Here is a 24471-nt window from a genome sequence, read left to right on the forward strand (position 1 = left end):
AAATCTAGCGCAGGATGGTTAAACATTTCAGCTTTACCAGCGCTTGTTAGCCGATTTGCGCAGCTACGCCAAGCGAGAACAACTACAGCAAATTGTCGCTCCCTGTCCTATTACCAAAAAGGTTTAGGCCGTTAGGACCACCTTGACGCTGCGCGACCTGTCGAGGGCCACCCGGAAGGCTTCAGGCGCATCGGAAAGCTTGTACTCGCCAGTTACCAGCCGCAGCACATCGATCTTGCCCTCGACGATCAACTCGACCGCCTCGAAGAACTCCTCGCCGAAGCGGAAGGTTCCGACGAGGTCCAGTTCCTTCGCCATCACCGCATTGGCGGGAACGGGAATTGTCCCGCCGGCAAGGTTGCCGACCTGCACCACCGTGCCGCCGCGCCGGACGGTGCGAATGGCCGAGGCAAGCCCTGCCGCCGTTCCGGAGATCTCGAAGGCGATGTCGAAAGGTGTGGCCGCCGCGAGTTCCGCCAGCTGCTCTTCGCCCTTCGACAGATCGACGATCTGGTCGGCACCGAGCTCTTCGGCAAATTTCAGCGGTGCGGCGGCGACGTCGACCATGGTGACCGAGCCCGCTTCCGCATGTTTCAACGCAAGCATGGTCAGAAGGCCTATGGGACCGGCGCCGAAGACGATGGTCGAAAAGCCCTTCACATGTCCCGCACGGCGCACCGCGTGCAGGCAGACCGCCAGCGGTTCGGCCAGCGCTGCCGCCTGGAAAGGCAGGTCCGACGGCACCTTGACGCATTGCGCTGCGGTCGCATCGAACAGGCTGGCAAACCCGCCCTGCATATGCGGGGTCTTCGAGGCCGAGCCCATGAAATAGATATTCTCGCAAAGATTGGCGCGCCCCTCATGGCAATAGACGCACTGTTCGCACCAGCGGGACGGATTGACCGCAACCCGTTCGCCCACAGCCATTCCGCTGACATTGCTGCCGACCTCGACAATCTCACCGGCCACCTCATGGCCGAGGATGAGCGGTGAGGTGACAACGAAATCACCAGTCCTTGCATGACGGAAGTAGTGCATATCCGAGCCGCATATGCCTCCGGCACCGAACTTGACCCGCACCATGTTGGGTTGGAGATCGCCGAGTTCGACATCCACGACGCGAAGATCTTCCGCGCCGAAGAGAGTTGCAGCAATACTTTTGGTACTCATTTGATCAGACCCAATTGTGTTGGCAGCCAGAGGGTAATCGCCGGCACGAAGGTGATGGCGATCAGTGCGATGAAGAGCGGAACGAGCCAGGGCAGGATTGCCATGGTGGTACGCTCGACCGAAAGCTTGGCTACCCGCGACAGCACGAACAATACCATGCCGAGCGGCGGATGCAGAAGGCCGATCATCAGGTTGAGCGTCATGATCAAACCGAAATGCACCGGATCGATGTCGAATTTCAGCACGAGCGGCAGAAGGATCGGCACCAGGATGGTGATGGCCGCGATCGTGTCGAGGAAGCAGCCGACGAACAGCATCAGCAGATTGACCAGGATCAGGAAGACCCACTTGTTCTCGGTGATCGAGAGAATGGCCGTCGACAGCAGCTGGGCTGCCTGGCTCACGGTCAGCAGCCAGGCGAAGACGGAGGCCGCGGTCACGATGAAGAGCACCGATGCGGTGGTCTCGATCGTATCAAAGCTGGCCTTGGCGAGGCTCGAAAGTGTCATCGTGCGATAACGCACCAGGCCGAGGAACAGCGACCAAAGCACGGCCGCCACGGCCGCTTCCGTCGGTGTGAACCAGCCCATGGTCATGCCGCCGATCAGGATGACCGGCGTCATCAGTGCCATGACCGCGGAGAAGTCGAAATACCAGTCGGCAGCCAGCAAGAGGACGAGGGCGATACCGACGGAGGCATTGACGGACAGACCGGTCAGGGTCAGCAGATAGATGACCAGCGGGACGGCGAAAACCACGACGATTTCAAGCGAGGCTTCCAGAAGCTGCTTCACCTCGAATGGCGCATCGGAACCCCACCTCTTGATATAGGCGAAGATGGCGACGGTAACCATCATCAGCACGGTCATGACGACCCCTGGCAAGATGCCGGCCATGAACAGGGCGCCGATGGAGACATTGGCCATCATGCCGTAGATGACGAAGGGCAGCGATGGCGGGAAAATCGGGCCGAGCGTTGCCGACGCAGCGGTCACGCCGACAGCCGCCTCCACGGGATAACCGTGGTCCTTCATTGCCTTGATCTCGATGGTGCCGATACCGGCAGCATCGGCAAGCGCCGTTCCCGACATGCCGGAAAAGATCACAGAACCGATGATGTTGACCTGTGCCAGACCGCCCTTCATCCAGCCGACAAGGGACACGGCGAAGGAATAGATGCGGCCGGTGACGCCGGCGGAGTTCATCAGATTGCCGGCAAGGATGAAGAAGGGTACGGCGAGCAGGGGAAAGCTCTCGACGCCGGCGATCATGCGCTGCGCGACGATGATGTCAGGGGCAACGCCGAAGAACACGAGATAGAGAACCGACGCGACGGCCATGGAAATGGCCACCGGCACGCCGACGAGCATGAGGACGAGAAATGTTCCGACAAGCAATAGCATCGATCAATCCTCGATCTTCTGGAATTCTTCGGGGCGTTCCAGAACGGAATAACCGCGGCGAATATTGCTAATGAAAACCTGAATGGCGCGAAACAGCATCAGGACGAATGCAAGCAGGACACCGTAGAAAACGATGTTGCGGGGCAGGTCCACCGTCACCATGCGCTCGTCGGCGACGATGTCGACATAGCGCCACATCAACCAGACGGCGTAGACGAAGAAGGCTATGCGCACCAGATCGACGAAGATCGCCAGGACGCGGGCAATGGATGCCGGAAGGTAGTGGTAGAGCACGTCCACCTGGATGTGCCGCGATACGCGCACGCACAGCACCGATCCGAGAAACACCACGCCGATCAGGCAATTGATGGCGATCTCCTCCGTCCAGGCATAGCTGTCGTTCATGACATAGCGCGTGAAGAACTGCAGAAAGACGCAGCCGGTCATCAGCCAGAAGACGATGAGCGTCAGCCAGTCTTCGATCGCATAATCCGCAACATTCGCGACAGGCGCCGCTTCCTCGAAGGAATGGGCGATTTCCTCGGCGGTAATCTGTGTGTGAACTTCTTTTGACATGGGTGAGTCTCCGGTCGTCAGGCCTCAGGAGAAATGGCCGGGCAACAAGATCGCCCGGCCATGGTAGGTCATTCCTTGATGGCGCGAATGGCTTCCCAATCGGACTTCTCGTAGCCGAAATCCTCGAACTTCACCTTCTCCACGACGTTCTTCTCGAAGTCGGCCTTGTCAATATCGGTCACGCTCAAGCCACGTTCCTTGAAACTCGCGACCAGTGCCTTTTCCTTGTCGGCAATGATCTTTGTGGTCTTTTCGGCCGCTTCCAGCATCACGTCGCTGAAGATCTTCTTGTCTTCATCGGAAAGGCTGGACCAGAGTTGCTTGGAAACCACCGTATTGAGGTGATCGACGATGTGGCCCGTGAGGATGATGTTCTTCTGCACCTCGAAGAATTTCTTGGCTTCGATGGTGGTCAGCGGGTTTTCCTGCGCCTCGACCGTGCCGTTCTGCAGTGCGAGATAGACCTCGGCGAAGGCGATCGGCGTCGTGTTGGCGCCGCAGGCACGCGGCATGGCGAGATAGGCCGGAACGTCGGGCACACGGATCTTCAGGCCCTGCATGTCCGAACACTTGGCGATGGGCTTGTTCGACGTGGTCTGGCGGGTGCCGTAATAACTGACGGCAGCAATGTGGTTGCCGCTCTTTTCCTCATAACCGGCCGCGAGCCGCTTGAATACGTCACTCTTGGTATAGGCGATCAGATGCTCCGGACCGCGGAAAATGTAGGGGAAATAGGTCACGCCGATCGGCTTGTAGTCGCGTGCGGCAAAGCTCGAACCGGAAATGATGATGTCGACGGTACCGAGTTTCAGACCCTGGTTGATGTCGGCTTCCTTGCCCAGCTGCGATGCCGGGAAAACGTCGATCTTGTAGCGGCCATTGGTCCGCTTGCCGATCTCTTCCGCAGCCCAGACGGATTCCGTGTGGAATGGTTCGGATGTTTCGTACACGTGCGCCCACTTCAGCGCGGTCTGCGCCTGTGCCGCTGCGGCCGATAATGCGAGCGCGGCAACCGCGCCCAGAATTGTTGTCAGTTTGATCTTCATGTCTTTCTCCTCCCAGATTTGAATTCAGATCTTGATGTTTCCGTTTCGGCCGCCCTTCGCGGAACGGCCTTTCTCGCTTTCCAGGTCTTCATCGAAACTCCTGGAAAATCTCAATTGCGACTGCTGCAGATGAAACCGCATGGCTTCCTTGGCGCGCGCCGGATCGCCGGAGGCGATGGCATCGCGAATGGCCCGGTGCTCCTCGAATGCCTCGCGCCACGACGTAGGGCTTTCGAAATAACTCGCGAGCTTTTCGAAATACGGCGTCATGCGCTGGTCGAAGAGCTCACCGACAAAGCGGTTGAGCGCCGAGTTTTCGATGATGTTGGCAATCGTCGTGTGAAAGGTCCGATCGAGCGCAATGGATGTACGCGGACTGTTGAACGTTTGTGCCATCTTGGTCAGGACAGCGTCCATGGCCTCAGTATGATCGGGCGTTATGACCTTCGCGGCCTCCTCGGCAATGGCGCATTCGATGAGCGAACGCGCGCGCAGGAGTTCGAACGGCCCCTCCAGATCTTCCGCTGGCGCCAGGACAGGCTTTTCGCGTTGCAGACCGGTGACATAAATGCCGGACCCCATGCGGATATGTACAAGTCCTTCCACTTCGAGCGCAATCAGAGCTTCCCGAATGGTCGGGCGGGATACGCCAAGTTCCTCGGCAAGTTCGCGCTCACCCGGCAGCCGTTCGCCAACGGCAAACTTGCCGCTTTCGATCAGGGTGCGAATCTGGTCCGCCACCTGGCGATATAGCCGGCGCGGCTGAATGGCTGCGAACATTGATCCTCCCCGCACGGCTCTCCCTTTCCGCACTCGATTGGTAAACTGGCCTTACCAATATTCAATTGATACATTGATATATATGTTGGAGTCAAGGCGTGCTCCAACGTCTCGACCGTCTCATAGTCAGGCCGCCGCATCTTGCGTTACGCCATTTGTAACAATCTGTATTGGAAAGTGATTGCCGCAGAGCCATCCGAACAAGCTATGAGAAGCCAACCATTAGACATCCGCCTCTTCGAACCGGTGACAAATGCTGCCTGATACCCGATTGCTGCGCACCTTCGCCTGCCTGAGCCTGGCTCTCGTACTCGGCGCCTGCACGACAACCGACCCGAAACTGCCCAATGCGGCTTCCGCCCCGGTTCCCGAGCCATCGCCGCGCCTCGCCGGCGCTGCGGAAACCAAGCCAGCGGCCAAGACCTCGAACAAATCGGTCGATGGCCTGATCTCCAAATATTCCGTGGCCTACGCGGTGCCGGAATCGCTCGTTCGCCGCGTGGTCAAGCGCGAAAGCAGCTTCAATCCTGAAGCGCGCAATGGCCCTTACTGGGGGCTGATGCAACTGCTTCCGGCAACAGCGCGTGGCCTCGGCCATGACGGCAGCGCCAAGGACTTGCTCGACGCAGAGACCAACCTAAAATATGGCGTGAAATATCTGGCGGGGGCCTACAAGGTCGCCGATAACAATCCGGATCAAGCGGTGCGGCTTTATTCCCGCGGCTATTATTATCAGGCCAAGCGCAAGGGCCTGCTGGGCGTGCTGGAGCCGGACACGGATCCTGTCGCCCCTGCGGTGGCCGCCACTGCAACAGCTGGTGCGCCCGCATCTGAACCGGTCACCCAGACGCCCACGCTCACGACACCGACGCAACTTGCCTATGTCGAGGAACAGGTCGTGCTTCCGGCGGTGGTTCCCCTGCCATTCGAGCGGCAGGACATCATGACGGCTGCGACGCCGGCCACCACCGGTAAAAATGGTGCACCGGCCCGCGTCCCTGCCCCACTCTGAGATCATCGGCAGCGGCCATCGCCGCCGTCAGATACGCCTTCGCTTGCCCCACCGCCCCGCGCAAATCCGCGCCCTTCGCCAGCCCGGCAGCAATCGCCGCTGCCAGCGTGCAGCCTGTGCCATGATCATGATTGGTCGCGATGCGCGGGCTCGACAAGCGATGCACTGTCTCGCCATCAAATAACAGATCGGTGCTCAATTCGCCCTTCGCATGACCGCCCTTGATCAGCACAGCCGCAGGGCCAAGTGCCAGCAACCGCTCCGCCTGCCGTGCCATTTGCGCTTCGTCTGCCGCGATGGCTTCGCCCGTCAGCAAAGCCGCTTCAGGCAGGTTGGGCGTCAGCACCAGTGCATGCGGCAGTAGTCGCTGCCGCAAAGCTTCAATCGCCTCCGGTTGCAGCAGGCGGTCGCCCGACGTCGCCACCATCACCGGATCGAGCACGGCCCTTCGACCCCAATGCTCGAGCGCCCCTGCTATGGTCTCGATTGTCTCGACCGTCGAAACCATGCCGATCTTGATCGCCTGCACGTCGATATCCGACAGCACCGCGTCGATCTGGGCGCGGATAATGCCGGGTGACAAATTCTCGATGGCGGTAACCCCGCGCGTGTTCTGTGCGGTGATGGCGGTGAGCACGCTCGTGCCATAGACGCCGAGCGCCGAGAAGGTCTTCAGATCCGCCTGGATTCCCGCCCCACCGCCGCTGTCGGACCCGGCAATGGTCATGGCAATGGCGGTCGGGGCGATTGCGGTCATGCCCGCTCCTTGAGCGATGCATCGACCACGGCGCGCAAGGCAGCGGCTGCGCCTTGCGGATCGGCCTGGCGGAAGATCGCCGAAATGACCGCGACACCGTCCGCTCCGGCAGCAATGGCAGGCGGCGTCCGCTCAAGGTCTATGCCGGCGATAGCGCCAATCGGCAGGCTTGGTTTCACCCTGCGGATGATCGGCGCCAGGCGGCTGAAGCCGTCGAAGCCGATCGGACCGTCGGGATTATGCTTGGCCGGTGTCTCGAACAGACCGCCAATGCAGGCATAGTCGATATCGCCCTGGATGGCTGCCTGCGCGTCGGCTTCGTTTTTAACGGTCAGGCCAATGATCGCACCCGGTCCAAGCAAGGCACGGGCATCGCCGACAGTCATATCCTCGCGGCCGATATGCACACCCTCGACCCCAGCAGCCAGCGCCACGTCGATGCGGTCATTGATGACCAGCGTCACACCCGTGCCCTTCAGCGCCGCATGGATTGCCCGCGCCCGCTCGACCATCGAGCGCGTCGGTGAATTCTTGTCGCGGTACTGGATGATCGTGGCGCCGCCACGGGCGGCTGCAAGTGCAAGCTCGCCCAGATCCTTGTCGCCGCCGATCGCGTCGACATCGACGATGGCATTCAGCCGGAAATCTACTTTTGGTCGCACAGTCTGGACTCCATCGTGAACAGGTTGGAGATCCGGATATGTGCGAAGACAAGGCAGAGGGCGTGAAGAATGCTCAATTCCCGTTCCTACGCCGGCATAACCCGGATCAGGTTCAAGGGTCCAGCTCGACGCTATCTCAGCACTGTACAGTGCCCCCCTCGGAATGAAGTCATGATGGAGCGGCGCAAGATCAAAGTCAATTGCGCCGCTCGGTTGATCAGTGTGTCAGACGGACAAGTTCGCCATCGACGGATTTGCAGGCCGATGTCACGGTGTAGAAGACGTCCTGTTTCGCCCAACCACCTCCGTCTTCCCAAGCATGCTTATGAGTTCCGCCGTCACAGCTGAAAATGTCCGTGAGGGGTGGCGTTGACTGAGGGGGAAGCTGTTTCCCGTCGACAAAGAGATAATGTACCGTGTCCTTATTGTTTGTCGTATACGTCCTGTTGTAACTGGTCTTCTTCGCGTCAACTACACATTTAACAATCGTTTTCGATGCGTCGGGATTGCGATATCCTATATCACAGCCGTCTTCCTTGACTTGCATTTTCAAATAGACGCTGTCGTAATCTGAAAGCGTGATCGTTGTCATCTGATCCTTTGTCGGAACGGTTGTACCGGTGCCTCTTCCACTCTCAAAGCTGTGATCTGTGGGTTGATACACAACCGTTCCAACAGTGGTCTCAACGCCGTTTTTTACGGCAACAACGGTGACGCGCTTGAACCAGTGACCGTAGATATTATCGACCTTGATTGTAGCACTGCTTGGCTTCAGGGGTGCCAATGCCTGCGCATTGACACCAACCGCCATCGTGTCCTGATTGAGGATACGCATGAACGTTGTTTGAGTCTGCCCAGCGAGACTGACGGTTATTCGCTGGTTCGCAGCGCTGAAATTGACTGTGACTGCACCGTATTTGGCCATCCCGAGATTTGCCTTCAGATAAGCCCTTGCGCGATCTTCGGCAGCTTGCTTGTTTGCACCGGTAAATACTGACGCACCAGCTAGCGCCGCCGCATCGGCAGCATCCTGCAACGTGGCCCGTTCATTGGTCGCGACGCTGTAGTCGACAGCAAGCCCGGTCATCCCCATGATCGGCACGAGCATCAATGCGAATGTAAGGGCCGTGGCCCCGCTGCGGTCTTTCAGGAAATCTCGAAAACGCTTCATGTCCCACTCCAGTCGTTGAGTGGAACAATTGATTTCCTGGAGTAAATGCCCGCTTAGGAAATTCGTTCAGATTTTCACGATCGGGGTGCCGAGACGCGATTTCCGCGGATTCATTACCGAAATGGTAAAAATCATATGAAAGTTTCTGCCCTAGAGCGCTGCGTCCGGCCGGACAAACCCCTGGCTCGCCACCAGCAGGTTTCGCGTGTACTCCTGCGTCACCTTGCGCTTGGCCAGCTCCGATGCTGTCAGACGCTCCACCTCTGCACCATTCTGCATCACCATCAAGCGGTCGCACATATGGGTGACGACGGCCAGATCATGGCTGACCATGACGAATGTCAGCTTGCGGTCGCGCCGAATTTGCTCAAGCAGGTTCAAGACCTCCGCCTGGACCGAGGCATCGAGCGCCGAGGTCGGTTCGTCCAGAAGCAGGATCGACGGCTCCAGGATCAGAGCGCGGGCGATGGCAACGCGCTGGCGCTGGCCGCCGGAGAGCTGGTGCGAATAGCGGAAGCGAAAACTCGATCCGAGCCCCACTTCATCCAGTGCGCGCAGGATGCGCTTTTCGATGTCGCCGAAGCCATGGATGACCAGCGGCTCCAGCAACAGCCGGTCCACTGTCTGGCGCGGGTGCAGCGAACCATAAGGATCCTGGAACACCATCTGCACTTCGCGGTAGAACGCCTTGGTCCGCGTCGAGCCGAGCGTCTTGCCGTTGACGGTAATCGTCCCGCCACTGACTGGCGCGAGGCCTGCTACGGCACGCAGGAGCGTGGATTTTCCGGAACCGGACTCACCGACAAGACCGAAGGATTCGCCCGGCGACACCTCGATGCTTACACCGCGCAGAGCGCGAAACCGGTTGAACACCACTTCGAGATTTTCAGTCGTCAGCGCATTCATCATGCCGCCCACTCCGGCTTGCGGTCGAGTACTGGCAGCGGATGCCGGTCATTGTCGATCTGTGGCATGCAGTTGAGCAGGCCTTGCGTATAGGGATGTTTCGCCTTGTGCAGGTCCGTCGCGGCGATTTCCTCGACGATACGCCCCGCATACATGACGATGACCCGATCGCAGAAGGACGAGACGAGACGCAGATCATGCGAGATGAAGATCAGCCCCATGCCGCGGTCGCGCACCAGATCGTCGAGTATGCGCAGGACATCTAACTGCACGGTAACATCAAGCGCCGAGGTCGGCTCGTCGGCAATCAGCAGTTCGGGCCCGGTGATCAGCATCATGGCGATCATGGCGCGCTGGCCCATGCCGCCGGAGACCTCGTGCGGGTGCAAATCATAGACCCGCTCCGGATCTCGGATCTGTACGGCGGCAAGCATATCGAGCGCACGCTTGCGCGCCTCGGCCTTGCTTACCTTTTCGTGCGTCCGCAAGGTTTCGACGATTTGCCGGCCGATGCTCATGACCGGGTTGAGCGAATATTTCGGGTCCTGCAGGATCATGGCAATGCGATTGCCGCGCAGTGCCCGCCGCTGCTTCACCGATGCGCTGAGCAGGTCGATGCCATCGAAATTCAATGTCCTGGCAGTAATCTTCGCATGGGGTGGCGTCAGCCCCATGATGGCCCGGCCGGTCTGTGATTTCCCGGAGCCGGATTCGCCGACAATGCCAAGACGTTCACGGCCAAGGGTGAAGGAAACCCCGCGCACCGCATCGATAACACCGGTGCGGGTCGGAAACTGGACCCGCAGGTCTTCGACGTTAAGCATCGTGCTCATTGGTTGCTACCTCGCGGATCGAGGGCGTCGCGCAGACCATCGCCAAGCAGGTTGAAGCCGAGGCTGACAGTCAGGATGGCAAAGCCTGGCATTGCGGCCACCCACCACTGATCCATGATGAAGCGGCGGCCGGAGGCGATCATCGCGCCCCATTCGGGCAGCGGCGGCTGCGCACCGAGGCCTAGGAAGCCGAGCCCTGCGGCGGTCAGGATGATGCCTGCCATGTCGAGCGTCACCCGCACGATCAGCGAGGACAGGCACAGCGGCATGATGTGGCGCAGGACGATGCGCGTCGGCGAGGCACCCATCAGCTGCACCGCGGCGATATAGTCGGAATTGCGCACTGTCAGCGTTTCGGCCCGTGCGATGCGCGCATAGGGCGGCCAAGAGGTGATGGCGATGGCGATGACGGCGTTTTCGATGCCGGGACCAAGTGCAGCCACAAAGGCCAGTGCCAGGATGAGCTTGGGGAAGGCGAGGAAAATATCGGTAATGCGCATCAATATGGAATCGACCCAGCCCCCGGCATAGCCGGCGATCGTGCCGACAAGCAGCCCGATGGGCGCGGCGATAATGGCAACGAGGATGACGACATAGAGCGTCAACCGCGAACCATAAATGAGGCGCGAGAGGATATCGCGCCCCTGATCGTCTGTTCCGAGCCAGTATTCGCCGCCGGGCGGCAGCAGGCGCGCATTGCGCAGATCGCCTGCTACCGGCGAGTGCGGGGCAAGCACATTGGCGAAGGCCGCAACCAGCAGCAGCGCGATGATGATAGCGAGGCCGACAACGGCCAGCCGGTTGCTGGCGAAGCGGCTCCAGACCAGATAGGCGCGGCCAAGCCTTGCCTGCATACGCGACTGCGGCCGGTCGCTCATCAGCCATTCGCGGCGCGAGAAGGGTTTGGTAGGAGAAAGCTCACTCATCGCGCGCGCGTCCGTGGGTCAAGCGCCCGATACAGGACATCGGACAACAGATTGATGGCAACGAAGACCGTGCCGATGATGATGGTTCCGCCCAGCACCGCATTCATGTCGGCGTTCTGCAGCGAATTGGTGATGTACATGCCAAGTCCCGGCCAGGAGAATACGGTCTCGGTGAGGACAGAGCCTTCCAGCAGTCCGGCATAGGAAAGCGCGATCACCGTCACCAGCGGAACAGCCGCGTTGCGCAGCGCGTGGCCCCAGATGATGCGGGTTTCCGACAGGCCCTTGGCGCGCGCCGCAACGATATATTCCTGTTCAAGCTCGTTGAGCATGAAAGAGCGCGTCATGCGGCTGATATAGGCGAGCGAAAAATAGCCGAGCAGCGACGCAGGCAGGATGATGAAGCTGAAAATATTCCAGAACGCATCCCAGTTGCGCTGCAAGATCGCATCGAGCAGGTAAAAGCCGGTGATCGGAGTGAATGTATATTCGTAGACCACGTCGATACGGCCAGGGCCGGAGGTCCAGCCGAGCTTTGCGTAGAATACCAGCAGGGCCAGCAGCCCGAGCCAGAAAATCGGCACCGAATAGCCGATAAGGCCGATGATGCGGACGATCTGATCGATGATGCTGCCGCGCTTGACTGCGGCCAGCACGCCGAGCGGCACACCGAACAAGGCACCAATGAGCGTACCGAATGTGGCCAGCTCCATGGTTGCCGGGAAGACCCGCCTGATATCGGTCATGACGGGATTGGTGGTCAGTACCGAATTGCCGAAATTGCCCTGCAATGCGTCTTTTATATAGATCACGAACTGCTGGTAAATCGGCAGGTTGAGGCCATATTCCTCTCGCACGCGTTCCACGACATGCGCGGGCGCCCGGTCGCCAACAATGGCAAGCGCTGGATCGATCGGTATGACCCGCCCTATGAAAAACGTGACGGCAAGAAGCCCCAGAAATGTGATGGCGCCGATCAGCAGAAACCTGCCAATCGCCCATAAGAGATTTGAGGCCCAGGCGCCTGTACGCCTGGACTCCAATTGTGTTTCGGTACTGCTCATTCTCTCAGCTCTCGGGGTAACCCCCGATCATTTCGATACGTTGAAGACGTAGTTCGTATCGAATGAAGGTCCGAGCTTGAAACCCTTCAGGTTCGCGCGAAGACCTGCAACTTCGGTCTGCTGGAAAATCAGCACGAACGGGCTGGTTTCGAGAACCTTCTTCTGCAGATCCTGATACATCTGCGCACGCTTGGCGCCATCACGCTCGAGCAGGGCTGCCTTGGTTTCCTTGGTCAGATCCGGCACATCCCAGGCATTGCGCCATGCCAGGGTCTTGTTGGTACCCGTATCGGCATTATCCGGATTGGTGGTGAAGGTTTCCGCATTGGAATTCGGATCCCAGTAATCGACGCCCCACTGGCCGATGTAAGAGTCATGGGTGCGGGCGCGATATTTGGTCAGCGTCTGCTTACCATCGCCCGGGATGATTTCCAGCTTCACGCCGGCCTGCGCCATGGTCTGCTGCACGGATTCGGCAATGCCGGTCACCGGCTGGTTGTTGCGTACATCCATGGTGAAAGAGAAGCCATCCTTGAGCCCTGCCTTTTCAAGCAGGCCCTTGGCTTTCTCGACATCGAGCTTGTAGGGGTTCTCGTCCAGTTCGCCGAGGATGCCCTTGGGCAGGAAGGTCTGGTGGATTTCGCCAATGCCCTTGATCAGCTTTTCGCCGATTGCGTCATAATCGACGAGGTATTTCAGTGCTTCGCGCACTTCTGGCTTCGCCAGGTTCGGGTTCTTCTGGTTGAGGCTGAAATAGTAGATCGTACCCTTCGGCGCATTGACAGTCGTGATATCCTTGTTCTTGACGACCTGCTCCAGATCGTTTGGCTCGAGATTGCGGGCAACATCGATGTCACCCTTTTCGAGCAGCAGGCGCTGCGCCGCGCTTTCCTTGACGTGGCGGTAGATGACGCGGTTGAGCAACGCCTTGGTGCCATAATAATTGTCGTTGCGCTCCAGAACGATGATCTCGTTGGCGCGCCAGTCGCGGATCTTCATCGGGCCGGAACCGGCGTAGCCCGTCTTCATCCAGGCATTGCCGAAATCGTCACTGACAACGTGTTCGGAGACCAGTTTCTTGTCGACGACGGACGCGACGGTCGCGGTCAGGCAGTTCAGCACGAAGCTCGGCGCATAGGGCTGATCCACGGTGAAGACAAAGGTTGACGCATCGGTTGCCTTGGCCTTCTCGGCAACATTATCGGCCTTCAGGCCAAACTGGGTCAGAATGAAAGCCGGGCTCTTGTCGAGCTTGATGGCGCGCTCGAACGAATAGGCGACATCCTCGGCGGTGATCGGGTTGCCCGAAGCGAATTTCAGATCCGGCTTGAGCTTGAACGTGTAGGTCAGGCCGTCATCGGAAACGGTCCAGCTTTCGGCGATATCTGCAACGATCTTCGAAGGATCGTTGATATCGAGCCGAACAAGCTTGTCATAGGTATTGCCGTTGATTTCGCCCATTGTAAGCTCGAAAGCCTCAGCGGGATCGAGCGTGATAACATCGTCGATGGCAAAGGCTTCGACCAGCGTATCGGCAGGCGTTTCCGCGAAAGCCGGCACACCGGAAAGCAGAATGGCGGAGACTGCCGCACCACCGAGCAGAAGCCGGAATTTTGGGTTCATCTTGGTCATCAACATTGTACTGGTTCCCTGTTTTAGAGCTCTGGCCTAGATCCTAGGCCTCCGTTTCTTGGTTTTCTTCGTGCCAGGCGACGCGCAATACGCGCAGCCAGTTTTCACGGCAGATCTTTGCAAGATCGTCTTCCGAATATCCGGCATCGCGCAACGCCATGACAAGATTCTGGTTGCCGCTTGCGTCAGCAATTTCTCCCGGGATTTTAGCACCGTCAAAATCAGAACCAAGCGCCACGCAGTCGATGCCCATGCGGTTCACCATATAGTCGATGTGGCGAACCATATCGGTGAGCGGCGTATCGGCATTTTCCCGTGCATCGGGACGCAGCATCGCGACGGCATAATTGAGACCGACCAGCCCTTTGCTTTCGCGCACCGCATCGAGCTGCCTGTCCGTCAGGTTGCGCGCGACAGGTGTCAGAGCATGGACATTGGAGTGGCTGGCGACGAGCGGCTGCTCACTGATGCGCGCCACATCCCAGAAACCTTTCTCTGTGATATGCGCGAGATCGATGAGGATACCGAGGCTATTGCAGGCCTCGATCAGCTCTTCACCTGCGGATGTCAGACCGGGACCGGTATCGGGATCCATCGGATAGGCGAAGGGCACGCCGTGGGCAAAGATATTGTTGCGGCTCCAGACCGGGCCGAGCGAACGCAGCCCCGCCGCGTAGAAAACATCGAGCGCCGCCAGGTCCGCGCCAATTGCCTCGCAACCCTCCATATGGAGAACAGCGGCAAACATGTCCGTGCGCATGCATTCAGCAATCTCGGCGGTGCTGCGGCAGAGCTTCCAGCCGCCGGCCCGCTGCAGTTTCAGGGCGATCGCAGCCATTTCAAGCGCGATATCGAGCGAGGGCGCGCGCTCCAGCGGCGCAGCAAGCGGTGTCGAATAATGGCCGTTGGCATCGGGCGCCTTGAAGGCAAGATCGCCGGAAGGGACGTAAATGGCACAGAGGCCGCCGATCAAACCGCCCTTGAGCGCCCTGATCTTGTCGATATGGCCGGAACTCGTGCCTTCGATGAATTCCTGAACCGGGTCGGCCCCGTCTCTCGAATGTTTCCACAACCGGTAAAGCACATCGTTGTGACCATCAAAGACAGGCTGCATTTCTATTCCCGATTAGATTGGCTTGAAAAGTCCGCATGTTCGCCGGGTAATCGTGGCCAATCCCCGGAACCTCACTTCCTTTTCGACAAAAGATCATGACGCTCACGAACAGGCAAGAGAGTAATTGTACAAAAGTATAAAAACGCGGGGGTTCGATTCAACCTGCAGGTCGTGGTGGTGGTTGGTGTCAAACGATAGCATCAGGCATGACCAAACATCGAACCCGATATTTTCGTCGACACATGTGCGGAAATGGTATATTTCTTATACCAATACTGATCCATGCTGTTTGAGTACGATCCGGCAAAGAGCGCGTCCAATAAAATCAAACACGGTATTGATTTTGAGGAAGCACAATCGCTCTGGAAAGATGAACGGATGCTGGAAGCTCCAGCCAAATTGGATGGAGAGCCGCGTTTTCTCGTAATTGGCTTACTCAGAGGCAAGCATTGGTCAGCAATATGCGTTCACAGAAGCGATAAGGTTCGCATCATTTCGGTTCGCCGGGCCCGAAGACAGGAAATCGAATACTATGAAAACGAGTGATTTTGACCGCAATTTCGACGAGGGGGCAGATATTGCCGAACAGGTGGATTGGTCGAAGGCCCGCCGGCCCAACGAAGAACTCAAGCGGGTAAATGTCGACTTTCCCATATGGGTAGTGGAAGGTCTGGACAGACAGGCCCGGCGGCTTGGCGTGACCCGACAAGCCCTTATCAAGCTCTGGATCGCCGAACGTCTGGGTTAGGGTTCTTCGATTAGCTATCCGAATAAACAGTGGTGCATTGAAATCACTGCACCACCGATCCATTCCTAAACATCCAGATTGGCCACACTCAGCGCATTGTCCTGAATGAACTCGCGGCGGGGCTCCACATCGTCGCCCATCAGCCTGGAGAACAGGCTGTCGGCGTCGGTGGCGTCGTTGACCTTAACCTGCAGTAGCGAGCGCGCATTGGGATCGAGCGTCGTTTCCCACAACTGGTCGGCATTCATCTCGCCGAGACCCTTGTAGCGCTGCAATGACAGGCCCTTGCGCCCGGCGGCAAACACAGCCTCCAGCAGTGCAATCGGGCCGGCAACTGAATCGGACTTTTCCTTGCGGCGCAGGACTGGCGGCTTGGCATAAATGTCATGCAACCGGCCCGAATAGCGGTCGAGCTGACGCGCATCGGCAGAGCCGATCAGTGCCATGTCGAGAGTGACCGTTTCCTTCACGCCGCGCAGCGAACGCTCGAAGATATAGCCGTCGAGGCCGTCGTCCGGTGTTGCAAGACGGCCGGTCCAGCCCTTTTCGGTTTCCTCGGCAATCAGGTCGAGGCGACCGGCGACTTCCGTCACCAGGCTTTGCGCCCTTACCGTATCGGAGATGGCTTCCGGATTGAGCGCTCCGGCAATGGTCGCCTGCTCGACGACCGCGCGGTCATAGCGGGTGTTCAGCCCCTGCAGCAGATGACGCACGGCAAGCGCGTCATTGATCACGGCACGCAGATCGATACCGGTCCGCACTTCGCCGGTGCTCAATTCGAGCGATGCTTCCTCAAGCCCCGAGTCGATGAGGAATTCCTCGAAGGCGGCTTCATTCTTGATATATTGCGAGGACTTGCCGCGCGACACCTTATAGAGCGGCGGCTGCGCAATATAGATGTGGCCGCGCTCGATCAGTTCCGGCATCTGGCGGAAGAAGAACGTCAAGAGCAGCGTCCGAATATGTGCGCCATCGACGTCGGCGTCGGTCATGATGATGATCTTGTGATAGCGCAGCTTGTCCGGATTGAACTCATCCTTGCCGATGCTGGTGCCCAGCGCCAGGATCAGCGTGCCGATCTGGTCGGAGGAGAGCATGCGGTCCAGCTTGACGCGCTCGACATTGAGGATCTTGCCGCGCAGTGGCAGGATCGCCTGGTTCTGGCGTGAACGGCCGCCCTTGGCGGAACCACCCGCGCTGTCACCCTCGACGATGAAGATTTCGGACTTGGCCGGGTCTTTTTCCTGGCAATCGGCAAGCTTGCCCGGCAGCGAGCTGATGCTGAGCGAGTTCTTGCGGGTGATGTCGCGCGCCTTGCGCGCTGCTTCACGGGCGGAGGCCGCCTGAATGACCTTGTCGACAAGAATCTTGCCTTCCGCCGGGTGCTCTTCGAGCCAGGTCGAGAGCGCTTCGTTAACGAGGCTTTCGACGACCGCGCGCACTTCCGAGGAAACAAGCTTGTCCTTGGTCTGCGACGAGAATTTCGGATCCGGTACCTTGACGGAAAGCACGGCCGTCAGGCCTTCGCGGCAGTCGTCGCCGGTCAGCGTGACCTTTGCCTTCTTTGCCTGGCCCGACGTCTCGGCATAGCCGGTCATCTGACGCGTCAGCGCGCCACGGAAACCGGCAAGGTGCGTGCCGCCATCGCGCTGCGGAATGTTGTTGGTAAAGCAGAGGACGTTCTCGTGGTAGCTGTCATTCCACCACATGGCGACTTCCACCGTGGTGTCATCGCGTTCGCCGCGAATATAGATCGGCTCGTTGACCAGTTCCTTCTTCGAACGGTCGAGATAGCGCACATAGGCGGTCAGGCCGCCCTCATAGAACAGCTCCAGGTCAACCGGATCGGCATGCCGGCGATCGGCAAGCAGGATGCGCACGCCGGAATTGAGGAAGGCCAGTTCGCGCAGGCGGTGTTCGAGCGTCTTGAAGTCGAACTCGACCATGGTGAATGTGTCGGTCGACGGCAGGAACGAGACTTCTGTTCCCGTCTCCTCGCCCGCATCGCCGGTAACCTTGAGCGGCGCATCGGCGACGCCGTGGGTGAAGCTCATCTCGTGGATCTTGCCCTGGCGGCGGATCTTCAACTTCAGCCAGACGGAGAGCGCGTTGACGACCGAAACGCCGACGCCATGTAGACCGCCGGAAACCTTGTAGGAGTTCTGGTCGAACTTGCCGCCGGCATGCAGCTGCGTCATGATGACTTCGGCGGCCGATACGCCTTCGGAGTGCATATCGGTCGGAATGCCGCGGCCGTTGTCGGTCACCGTGCAGGAACCGTCGGGATTCAGCGTCACGGTGACGCGCGTCGCGTGGCCCGCCAGTGCCTCATCGATGGCATTGTCGACGACTTCGTAGACCATGTGGTGCAAGCCGGACCCGTCGTCCGTATCACCGATATACATGCCGGGCCGTTTGCGAACCGCATCCAACCCCTTGAGAACCTTGATGGATTCCGCACCGTACTCCGGCGAGGTTTCGACTGTCAGCTCGGGTGTATCACTCATGTAGATTCAATCTTTTCCTGGAAGGGGAACGGGGCGCCCGTCCTTATATCATAGCCCGGGCGAATCATGCCCGGTTACAGTCCTAGATATAGTGTTTAATGTCGGTTTTTCCAATTCATGAGACCCGCTCTATCCACGGATCATGGCCAATTGGTGGACTTTTTGACGATTTATACCCGTTCCCGCGTCAAAGACCGATCGAGTAACCGGCGCGACGAACAGGCAACAACTGCTTTTGTCCCACCTGCTCCGATCCCGCGCACAATCTGCGTTACTCTATGATCTGAATCTCCTGCTTTTCGATACCCTGTTGCGCCTTCGATTCAGGCTTCGCAATTGGCGACTGCGCGTCGAAAAAACCCTTGACCTCCTTGAAGGAGAGCGCTCCGTCACTGTCCCGGTCCATATCCGCAAATTGACCGATGAAGTAACCCACGCCCGACTTTTCCGCCGAACTGAGGGTAACGAGCTGTATCGCGGGGTCAGCCGCACGATCGAAAAGGGCTCTGATGCGCGCGTCGACGGCGGCGCTTACGCTTTCGCGGGTAAGGGGAACCGCGCCTTGTTTCGAGCGCTTTGATGGCGGTTCGGCGCCCCGAGAAGGTGACCACATGGCAGTCAGCATGCCTGCAGGCTGATCATAAAATGCGTTAAGGTCGTTCCGCACTCGGGTGTAGAGGAAGAGTTTGTCCTTTGGGCCATCTTCAGGACCAATACCGTGACCGGCTTCATACAGTTTAACCGGCACTTTCATCGCTTCCGGCAATGCGGCAAGAACAAGTTCGGACTGATGGAAAGGCGTATTCAGGTCATAATATCCGTGCTGAACCAAAATCTTCAAATCAGGTTTGAGGCTAATGCTCTCGGAAAGATCGGGAACACTTGACACAAACCTGCCAGGATTGACCAGATCATCGGGATGATGTGACCAGAAATCCCACTTGCCGATGATTTCACCGTTGCTCCTCATATAACGCAAATTGGAATAGTAGCCGATAAACTGCTCTTGATAGCGTTGAGCAAGCGGGGAAAAATAGGATTCACGGTCAATTGCGAAATCGGTATCGTCAAATGCAATGGTCTCCCGCCCGTCGGCAAGCAAGAGTTTCCTGTCTTTGCCTGCCTCGAAAAACCAGCCGAATTCAAAGCTGTCCATGTTTGGTTCGGCTATCCAGGGGTTGTTGGAAGCGTTATCGCCAGGCTCGTAAATTTTGCCTATCCCCGTTAGCTGATAGAGCCTGTTGAGGAAGGGCGGCGCCTCAGGTTGTTTGAGGAAAGCTTCCCATTTTGAACGATCGGGCGCTCGTTGATCGACGCCACTGAACGACGATTTATAGTTGTCATTGTATTTCAGGACAAAGGGGCGGACGTCAGCCAGAAATGTCTCGATTGGCCTGCCGCTGCGCTCTGTTGATTTTTTATGATAGTCAGCGACCATTGCGTAGGTCGGAACCGAACCGCCGCACGATACATAACTCGACAGGCAGTCTGCCTCATAGTCGAGCATCGGCGAGTTCAGGATCAAACCGGTGAGAACGTTCTTTGAATTTTTCTTGTCGGCATATTTGGCTGTCCCGCTTTCCAAGAGCATCCGTCCGATGACTGGAGCGCGAATGCCCCCATACGAAACTCCATACATATATTTGGGCGATTCCTGACGATGATTGGCATTGATGTAACGGATGATGAAATCGGTGAGCACGCTTGCGTCCTCATCGACGCTCCAGAATTCATCGTTCCGACTGGGATATACCGCCTTGGAATATCCAGTACCGACTGGATCAACGAAGACGAGGTCGGTCTTTTCGAGCAAAGTGTTGGGGTTGTCGACTAGGGGCAAAGTTGCCGATTGGGGTGCATTCCAGTCGATCCGTTTTGGTCCAAGAAAATTCAGGTCAAGCACGGCCGACGCGCCGCCGGGCCCGCCATTGAAAATGAACGTCACCGGCCGCGTGCCCTTGGGCAGTTCATCGCGCGTATAGGCAGTATAGAAAATTGCTGCCTTCCCATGGCTGCTCGCCGAGGGGTAGCGCGAACCTTCCGCCTTCAGATGACCGGCAGTTACCGCGAATTGTATCGCATTGCCATTCAAGTAAATCGTGTGCACGTTGCTGGTTGGCGTTTCGGTAAAATCGCGCGGACCGAAATTGCCCTCTGGCCCGTAATCGGGATCGCTCCAAAAGGAGGGTATGCCGATCGGGGCTCGGCGTCGGTGGCCGGGGCCATTCAAACAGAGTTTCAAACGTGCTGGCGGCATGATCCTCCTCCGAATCCGATCCGCTACACGATGCAAGGAAAACCGCCAGCAAAAGCCAGCACAGGCGAAAAAGCATGATGAAAAAGCCTCACAATAAAGATCGGTTGAAATTGAATATCTGAAAAATTGTCTGTGATTGCAGTCATCAGGGCGCATAAAATATGCGTCGAAACAGACCTCATTCGCGCCTTGGCGTCAAGGCGAAACCACCGCAGAACCATGGTCATCGGGCGAAAGTATAATGGTCGATTTTGTGGAAATCACGCACGCCTGTCCCCACATGAGACCCGAGGAGGCCCAATGGATACCGTACAAGCCGCTTTTGTTCCACCTGCTCCGATCCCGCGCACCGGACCGGTCGGCACATTACAGCTGATCCGCACCATTTACCGCAATCCGCTCGAATTGTGGGGCGAGCCTTCCTACAACGAACCATGGGTCTCAATCGACTGGTCCTTTGCGCATACCATCATCGCCAATGATCCCGGCCTCATCCGCCATGTGCTCGTTGACAATGCCAGGAATTACAAGATGGCCGCGGTGCGCCAGCGCATTCTGCGTCCGATCCTGCGCGATGGGCTGCTGACGGCGGAAGGCGACGTCTGGAAGCGCTCGCGCAAGGCCATGGCGCCAGTGTTCACGCCGCGCCACATCCACGGTTTCGCCGAGGCGATGAAGCGGACAACCGATGTTTTTGCAGATCGCTACGAAGGTCTCACCGGCACCACCGATGTGTCGCGCGACATGACGATGCTGACCTACGACATTCTCGCCGAAACGCTGTTTTCCGGCGAGATCGCCGGCGATCCCGATCAGTTTTCGCACGAGGTCGACCGCCTGTTCGAGACCATGGGCCGCGTCGATCCGCTCGATCTTCTCGGCGCGCCGGCCTGGCTGCCGCGCTTTACCCAGATTCGGGGGCGGCGCGCCCTTGCCTTCTTCCGCCAGATCGTCGCCAACACGATGGAGATGCGCAAGACCCGCATGGAGAAGGAAGGCGACAAGGTCCCCAATGATTTCCTTACGTTGCTGCTCAAGGCCGAGGGGCCCGAGGGCCTGTCGCGCGCCGAGATCGAGGACAATATCATCACCTTCATCGGCGCCGGACACGAGACCACAGCGCGAGCGCTTGGCTGGACGCTTTACCTACTGGCACGGGCGCCATGGGAGCGCGATCGCATCGAGCAGGAAATCGATGCCTTCATGGATCAGGCCAAAGTCCCGCCGCCACATGCATGGCTGGACGCCCTGCCCTTCACCCGCGCCGCCTTCGAAGAAGCCATGCGGCTTTATCCCCCGGCACCCTCCATCAACCGCGAGCCGATCGAGGATGACCAGTACAAGGATCTGAAACTGCCCAAGGGCGCGGCTGTCCTTGTCATGCCGTGGACCGTGCATCGCCACCGGCTCTACTGGGACAATCCGGAAGCCTTCATGCCATCCCGGTTCCATCCAGAAAATCGCGACAAGATCGACCGCTTCCAATATTTGCCGTTCGGTGCCGGGCCGCGCGTCTGCATTGGCGCCAGCTTTGCCTTGCAGGAAGCCATCATTGCTTTGGCAACGCTGCTCCATCGCTACCGTTTCGACATGGCGGGAACCATCAAACCCTGGCCGGTGCAAAAACTCACGACCCAGCCGGATGGCGGCCTGCCGATGACCGTGACGGCGAGGCGGTAGATGCGTCGGAAGGTTGATGCCGATAATCTCTCCCCTTGCGGGAGAGAAAGGATTTTCCTGGGTTTAGCCCCTTTGCTAAACCCTTGGAAAATCCAAGTGAGGGGTAAGTTCAGTGAAGCAAATCCCCTCTCTTGCGATTTCTAGCACTTAGCAAAGTGGCTAAGATGCTGAAATCGCTTTCTCTCCCGCAAGGGGAGAGATAACCGGCGTAGTTGATTTCACCAGAAATTTATTCTATATATATTTCCAGTGAAAGGAACGACTCATGCGAACCACCGCGCAACACCTACCAGCAACCCCAGGGAAGACCGCCGTGGTCTCCAAGGCGCTGTTGCGTTCGTCGGAATTGCTGGGTCTGACCGCCAGGGAACTTTCCACCGTCGTCGGCCTGTCCGAGCCCAGTATATCGCGGCTGAAGCGCAATCTCGACGGCGCACCGCTCACCGGCAAGAGCTACGAACTCGCTCTTCTGTTCATCCGCCTCTACCGCTCGCTCGATGCGATCGTCGGCGGCGATGATGCGGTCGCGCGCCAGTGGATACGAACTGACAACACCATGCTTGGCGGCAAGCCGCTCAACCGGATCAAAACCATTGACGGTCTCGCCCATGTCCTCGCCTATCTGGACGCCCGACGCGCTCCGATCTGAATCGCGTTCTATGCACGGTGCCTGCTGGCGTCTCGTCGAGGCGCAGCACCGTGTCTCCACCATGAAGCTGGTCGACACGCTCGACGAGCAGGCTCTGCTTGAAGACGAGCTGGAGACCACCAAGCCTACTCTGCCGCCCGATTGTGTGCATCTGGACTATCTGCTGGCGACGCCGTTCCGTTATGGCCGCTATCCCGGCAATTCACGCTTCCGGCGCGAAGGCTATTCGCCCGGCGTCTTCTATGCCAGCGAGATCGTGGAAACCGCCGTCGCGGAAACTGCCTTCTACCGGCTGCTTTTCTTCGTCGAAAGCCCCGGCACGCCATGGCCGCGCAACCCGCTGGAATTCACGGCCTTCGAAGCGCGCTATGCCACGACCAACGCCATTGACCTGACCGCCGCACCTTTTTCGGAGCTGACGGAGCAATGGACGCATCCGACCGATTATTCGCCCTGCCTAGACATCGCCGACAAGGCCCACGAGGCCGGGATCGAACTCATCCGCTACAGTTCCGTGCGCGATCCGCTTGGCGGCGCCAATCTCGCTCTGCTCTCCTGCACCTGCTTTGCCATGCCGCATCCGGTACGCATGACGACGTGGCGCCTGCATTTTTCCAACTACGGCGTCAACGCTATCTGCGACTTGCCAGACCTGCGGCTTGGCTTCAGCATCGCCACCTTTGGCAGGGATCCACGCATGCAGATGGCGATGCGAAACTAGGGTCAGGACCCTAGAGCCGCTGCGCGTGCCAGGCGATATGATCGGCCATGAACGTGGAAATGAAGAAATAGGAGTGATCGTAGCCGTCGCGCATGTTGAGGGTCAGCGGTATCCCGGCCTTCTCGCATGCCTCTTCCAGAAGCCACGGCCGCAGGCCATCGTCGAGAAACCCGTCGGCCTTGCCCTGATCGACAAGCAGTTCCGGCAGCCTGTGGCCGTCCTCGATCAGCGCGACGCTGTCATAGGCGCGCCACGCCGCCTCATCCTTGCCGAGATATTTCTCGAAAGCCGGCCGCGACCAGCCGGCAACGATGGGCCGGGCAATCGGCGCAAAGGCCGAGACGGATTTGAAAAGGCCCGGATTTTTCAAGGCCAGCGTGATGGCGCCATGGCCACCCATGGAATGGCCAAAGATGCTCTGGCGCTTCATGTCGACAGGGAAATTGGCGGCCACGAGTTCAGGCAGTTCCTCGGCGATATAGGTAGCCATGCGATAATTGGTTGACCAGGGCTCTTCAGTCGCATCGAGATAAAATCCTGCGCCGCTGCCGAATTGCCAATTATCCTTCTCGTCCGGAACGTTTTCGCCGCGCGGGCTCGTGTCCGGGCAGATGATGGCAATGCCGAGCTCGGCAGCGATGCGGCGGTATTCGCCCTTGTCCATGACGTTCTGATGGGTGCAGGTCAGGCCCGACAGATACCACAGCAGAGGCACCGGCCCGTTCTTCGCCTGCGGCGGCAGGAATACAGCGAAGGTCATGTCGCATTGGCAGGCGTCGCTGCGATGGCGATAGACCCCTTGCGTACCCTCGAAACTCTTGGCAATCGATAGCGTTTCCATAAATTCCCCGTGTCGT

Annotated in this window: 22 protein-coding genes, 1 pseudogene and 1 riboswitch; of the genes and pseudogenes, 6 read left to right on the forward strand and 17 right to left on the reverse strand. The window is 58.5% G+C overall.

Annotation, left to right across the window (positions count from 1 at the left end):
- Positions 1-123: 123 nt before the first annotated feature.
- From BLM14_RS16585 to BLM14_RS16605, 5 genes are all read right to left on the reverse strand, one after another.
- Positions 124-1170: an L-idonate 5-dehydrogenase gene (locus tag BLM14_RS16585; protein WP_100000401.1), complete on the reverse strand. Its 1047-nt coding sequence runs from the start codon at positions 1168-1170 to the stop codon at positions 124-126.
- Positions 1167-2573, reverse strand: a complete 1407-nt coding sequence (locus BLM14_RS16590) for a TRAP transporter large permease (protein WP_100000402.1) — start codon at positions 2571-2573, stop codon at positions 1167-1169. Before BLM14_RS16590 ends, BLM14_RS16585 begins: the two co-directional genes overlap by 4 nt.
- Before the next feature lie 3 nt (positions 2574-2576).
- On the reverse strand, positions 2577-3149 hold the full coding sequence (locus tag BLM14_RS16595; protein ID WP_100000403.1) for a TRAP transporter small permease: 573 nt from the start codon (positions 3147-3149) through the stop codon (positions 2577-2579).
- 68 nt (positions 3150-3217) lie between these two features.
- Positions 3218-4195, reverse strand: a complete 978-nt coding sequence (locus BLM14_RS16600) for a sialic acid TRAP transporter substrate-binding protein SiaP (RefSeq protein ID WP_100000404.1) — start codon at positions 4193-4195, stop codon at positions 3218-3220.
- 24 nt (positions 4196-4219) lie between these two features.
- Positions 4220-4975, reverse strand: a complete 756-nt coding sequence (locus BLM14_RS16605) for a FadR/GntR family transcriptional regulator (RefSeq protein WP_100000405.1) — start codon at positions 4973-4975, stop codon at positions 4220-4222.
- 331 nt (positions 4976-5306) lie between these two features.
- On the opposite strand from BLM14_RS16605, the pseudogene BLM14_RS31860 reads away from it, so the two are divergent.
- A pseudogene (locus BLM14_RS31860) lies at positions 5307-5732 on the forward strand (transglycosylase SLT domain-containing protein); the annotation flags it as partial.
- Between the two features lie 184 nt (positions 5733-5916).
- Here the strand turns inward: BLM14_RS31860 and thiD are convergent.
- The 9 genes from thiD to BLM14_RS16655 form a co-directional block, all read right to left on the reverse strand.
- Positions 5917-6744 carry a bifunctional hydroxymethylpyrimidine kinase/phosphomethylpyrimidine kinase gene (gene thiD / locus BLM14_RS16615; protein ID WP_100000407.1) on the reverse strand — a complete coding sequence of 276 codons (828 nt, stop codon included), beginning with the start codon at positions 6742-6744 and terminating at the stop codon, positions 5917-5919.
- Positions 6741-7406 (reverse strand): thiamine phosphate synthase, encoded by a 666-nt coding sequence (gene thiE, locus BLM14_RS16620; protein ID WP_100000408.1) that lies wholly within the window; start codon positions 7404-7406, stop codon positions 6741-6743. The genes thiD and thiE overlap by 4 nt, the downstream gene beginning before the upstream one ends.
- Before the next feature lie 66 nt (positions 7407-7472).
- Positions 7473-7575: riboswitch (TPP riboswitch) on the reverse strand.
- 48 nt (positions 7576-7623) lie between these two features.
- Positions 7624-8577, reverse strand: a complete 954-nt coding sequence (locus BLM14_RS16625) for a TadE/TadG family type IV pilus assembly protein (protein ID WP_100000409.1) — start codon at positions 8575-8577, stop codon at positions 7624-7626.
- Positions 8578-8727: 150 nt separating this feature from the next.
- Positions 8728-9486, reverse strand: coding sequence for an ABC transporter ATP-binding protein (locus tag BLM14_RS16630; RefSeq protein WP_100000410.1), 759 nt, complete (start codon positions 9484-9486; stop codon positions 8728-8730).
- Positions 9483-10316 (reverse strand): ABC transporter ATP-binding protein, encoded by an 834-nt coding sequence (locus tag BLM14_RS16635; protein ID WP_100000411.1) that lies wholly within the window; start codon positions 10314-10316, stop codon positions 9483-9485. Before BLM14_RS16635 ends, BLM14_RS16630 begins: the two co-directional genes overlap by 4 nt.
- On the reverse strand, positions 10313-11242 hold the full coding sequence (gene nikC, locus BLM14_RS16640; RefSeq protein WP_100000412.1) for a nickel transporter permease: 930 nt from the start codon (positions 11240-11242) through the stop codon (positions 10313-10315). The genes BLM14_RS16635 and nikC overlap by 4 nt, the downstream gene beginning before the upstream one ends.
- Positions 11239-12306 (reverse strand): ABC transporter permease, encoded by a 1068-nt coding sequence (locus tag BLM14_RS16645; protein WP_100000413.1) that lies wholly within the window; start codon positions 12304-12306, stop codon positions 11239-11241. The genes nikC and BLM14_RS16645 overlap by 4 nt, the downstream gene beginning before the upstream one ends.
- A gap of 27 nt (positions 12307-12333) precedes the next feature.
- Positions 12334-13941 (reverse strand): ABC transporter substrate-binding protein, encoded by a 1608-nt coding sequence (locus BLM14_RS16650; protein ID WP_100001413.1) that lies wholly within the window; start codon positions 13939-13941, stop codon positions 12334-12336.
- Positions 13942-13981: 40 nt separating this feature from the next.
- A complete protein-coding gene (locus tag BLM14_RS16655) occupies positions 13982-15052 on the reverse strand; it encodes a dipeptidase (RefSeq protein WP_100000414.1) in 1071 nt (356 codons plus the stop codon).
- 282 nt (positions 15053-15334) lie between these two features.
- Here BLM14_RS16655 and BLM14_RS16660 point away from each other — a divergent pair, with 282 nt between their 5' ends.
- Together BLM14_RS16660 and brnA are read left to right on the forward strand one after the other, a co-directional pair.
- Positions 15335-15598, forward strand: a complete 264-nt coding sequence (locus BLM14_RS16660) for a BrnT family toxin (protein WP_100000415.1) — start codon at positions 15335-15337, stop codon at positions 15596-15598.
- Positions 15585-15800: a type II toxin-antitoxin system BrnA family antitoxin gene (brnA, locus tag BLM14_RS16665; RefSeq protein ID WP_100000416.1), complete on the forward strand. Its 216-nt coding sequence runs from the start codon at positions 15585-15587 to the stop codon at positions 15798-15800. The genes BLM14_RS16660 and brnA overlap by 14 nt, the downstream gene beginning before the upstream one ends.
- A gap of 65 nt (positions 15801-15865) precedes the next feature.
- Here the strand turns inward: brnA and gyrB are convergent, their stop codons facing one another.
- Both gyrB and BLM14_RS16675 read right to left on the reverse strand, forming a co-directional pair.
- Positions 15866-18307 carry a DNA topoisomerase (ATP-hydrolyzing) subunit B gene (gene gyrB, locus BLM14_RS16670; RefSeq protein WP_100000417.1) on the reverse strand — a complete coding sequence of 814 codons (2442 nt, stop codon included), beginning with the start codon at positions 18305-18307 and terminating at the stop codon, positions 15866-15868.
- A 271-nt stretch (positions 18308-18578) separates the two neighbouring features.
- Positions 18579-20564: a S10 family serine carboxypeptidase-like protein gene (locus BLM14_RS16675; protein ID WP_157929547.1), complete on the reverse strand. Its 1986-nt coding sequence runs from the start codon at positions 20562-20564 to the stop codon at positions 18579-18581.
- A 300-nt stretch (positions 20565-20864) separates the two neighbouring features.
- On the opposite strand from BLM14_RS16675, the gene BLM14_RS16680 reads away from it, so the two are divergent.
- The 3 genes from BLM14_RS16680 to BLM14_RS16690 all read left to right on the forward strand — a co-directional run bounded on the left by BLM14_RS16680 (position 20865) and on the right by BLM14_RS16690 (position 23614).
- On the forward strand, positions 20865-22244 hold the full coding sequence (locus tag BLM14_RS16680) for a cytochrome P450 (protein ID WP_100000419.1): 1380 nt from the start codon (positions 20865-20867) through the stop codon (positions 22242-22244).
- A gap of 265 nt (positions 22245-22509) precedes the next feature.
- Entirely contained in the window at positions 22510-22893 is a 384-nt protein-coding gene (locus tag BLM14_RS16685; RefSeq protein ID WP_100000420.1) for an MbcA/ParS/Xre antitoxin family protein, read from the forward strand.
- Positions 22853-23614 carry an RES family NAD+ phosphorylase gene (locus BLM14_RS16690; protein WP_100000421.1) on the forward strand — a complete coding sequence of 254 codons (762 nt, stop codon included), beginning with the start codon at positions 22853-22855 and terminating at the stop codon, positions 23612-23614. The genes BLM14_RS16685 and BLM14_RS16690 overlap by 41 nt, the downstream gene beginning before the upstream one ends.
- A gap of 10 nt (positions 23615-23624) precedes the next feature.
- On the opposite strand, the gene fghA is transcribed toward BLM14_RS16690, so the two are convergent.
- Positions 23625-24455 (reverse strand): S-formylglutathione hydrolase, encoded by an 831-nt coding sequence (fghA, locus tag BLM14_RS16695; RefSeq protein ID WP_100000422.1) that lies wholly within the window; start codon positions 24453-24455, stop codon positions 23625-23627.
- Positions 24456-24471 lie beyond the last annotated feature (16 nt).

Origin of the sequence: Phyllobacterium zundukense (assembly GCF_002764115.1) — a bacterium.
Lineage (GTDB): Bacteria > Pseudomonadota > Alphaproteobacteria > Rhizobiales > Rhizobiaceae > Phyllobacterium > Phyllobacterium zundukense.

Bases quoted from the DNA above. Each gene is read 5' to 3' on its own strand.
- BLM14_RS16660 (WP_100000415.1), top strand. From the start codon at position 15,335: ATGCTGTTTGAGTACGATCCGGCAAAGAGCGCGTCCAATAAAATCAAA.
- BLM14_RS16680 (WP_100000419.1), top strand. From the start codon at position 20,865: ATGGATACCGTACAAGCCGCTTTTGTTCCACCTGCTCCGATCCCGCGC.
- brnA (WP_100000416.1), top strand. From the start codon at position 15,585: ATGAAAACGAGTGATTTTGACCGCAATTTCGACGAGGGGGCAGATATT.
- nikC (WP_100000412.1), bottom strand. From the start codon at position 11,242: ATGAGTGAGCTTTCTCCTACCAAACCCTTCTCGCGCCGCGAATGGCTG.
- BLM14_RS16585 (WP_100000401.1), bottom strand. From the start codon at position 1,170: ATGAGTACCAAAAGTATTGCTGCAACTCTCTTCGGCGCGGAAGATCTT.
- BLM14_RS16635 (WP_100000411.1), bottom strand. From the start codon at position 10,316: ATGAGCACGATGCTTAACGTCGAAGACCTGCGGGTCCAGTTTCCGACC.
- BLM14_RS16690 (WP_100000421.1), top strand. From the start codon at position 22,853: ATGTCCTCGCCTATCTGGACGCCCGACGCGCTCCGATCTGAATCGCGT.
- BLM14_RS16685 (WP_100000420.1), top strand. From the start codon at position 22,510: ATGCGAACCACCGCGCAACACCTACCAGCAACCCCAGGGAAGACCGCC.
- BLM14_RS16625 (WP_100000409.1), bottom strand. From the start codon at position 8,577: ATGAAGCGTTTTCGAGATTTCCTGAAAGACCGCAGCGGGGCCACGGCC.
- BLM14_RS16595 (WP_100000403.1), bottom strand. From the start codon at position 3,149: ATGTCAAAAGAAGTTCACACACAGATTACCGCCGAGGAAATCGCCCAT.
- BLM14_RS16645 (WP_100000413.1), bottom strand. From the start codon at position 12,306: ATGAGCAGTACCGAAACACAATTGGAGTCCAGGCGTACAGGCGCCTGG.
- BLM14_RS16675 (WP_157929547.1), bottom strand. From the start codon at position 20,564: ATGCCGCCAGCACGTTTGAAACTCTGTTTGAATGGCCCCGGCCACCGA.
- gyrB (WP_100000417.1), bottom strand. From the start codon at position 18,307: ATGAGTGATACACCCGAGCTGACAGTCGAAACCTCGCCGGAGTACGGT.
- BLM14_RS16630 (WP_100000410.1), bottom strand. From the start codon at position 9,486: ATGATGAATGCGCTGACGACTGAAAATCTCGAAGTGGTGTTCAACCGG.
- BLM14_RS16600 (WP_100000404.1), bottom strand. From the start codon at position 4,195: ATGAAGATCAAACTGACAACAATTCTGGGCGCGGTTGCCGCGCTCGCA.
- fghA (WP_100000422.1), bottom strand. From the start codon at position 24,455: ATGGAAACGCTATCGATTGCCAAGAGTTTCGAGGGTACGCAAGGGGTC.
- BLM14_RS16605 (WP_100000405.1), bottom strand. From the start codon at position 4,975: ATGTTCGCAGCCATTCAGCCGCGCCGGCTATATCGCCAGGTGGCGGAC.
- BLM14_RS16655 (WP_100000414.1), bottom strand. From the start codon at position 15,052: ATGCAGCCTGTCTTTGATGGTCACAACGATGTGCTTTACCGGTTGTGG.
- BLM14_RS16590 (WP_100000402.1), bottom strand. From the start codon at position 2,573: ATGCTATTGCTTGTCGGAACATTTCTCGTCCTCATGCTCGTCGGCGTG.
- thiD (WP_100000407.1), bottom strand. From the start codon at position 6,744: ATGACCGCAATCGCCCCGACCGCCATTGCCATGACCATTGCCGGGTCC.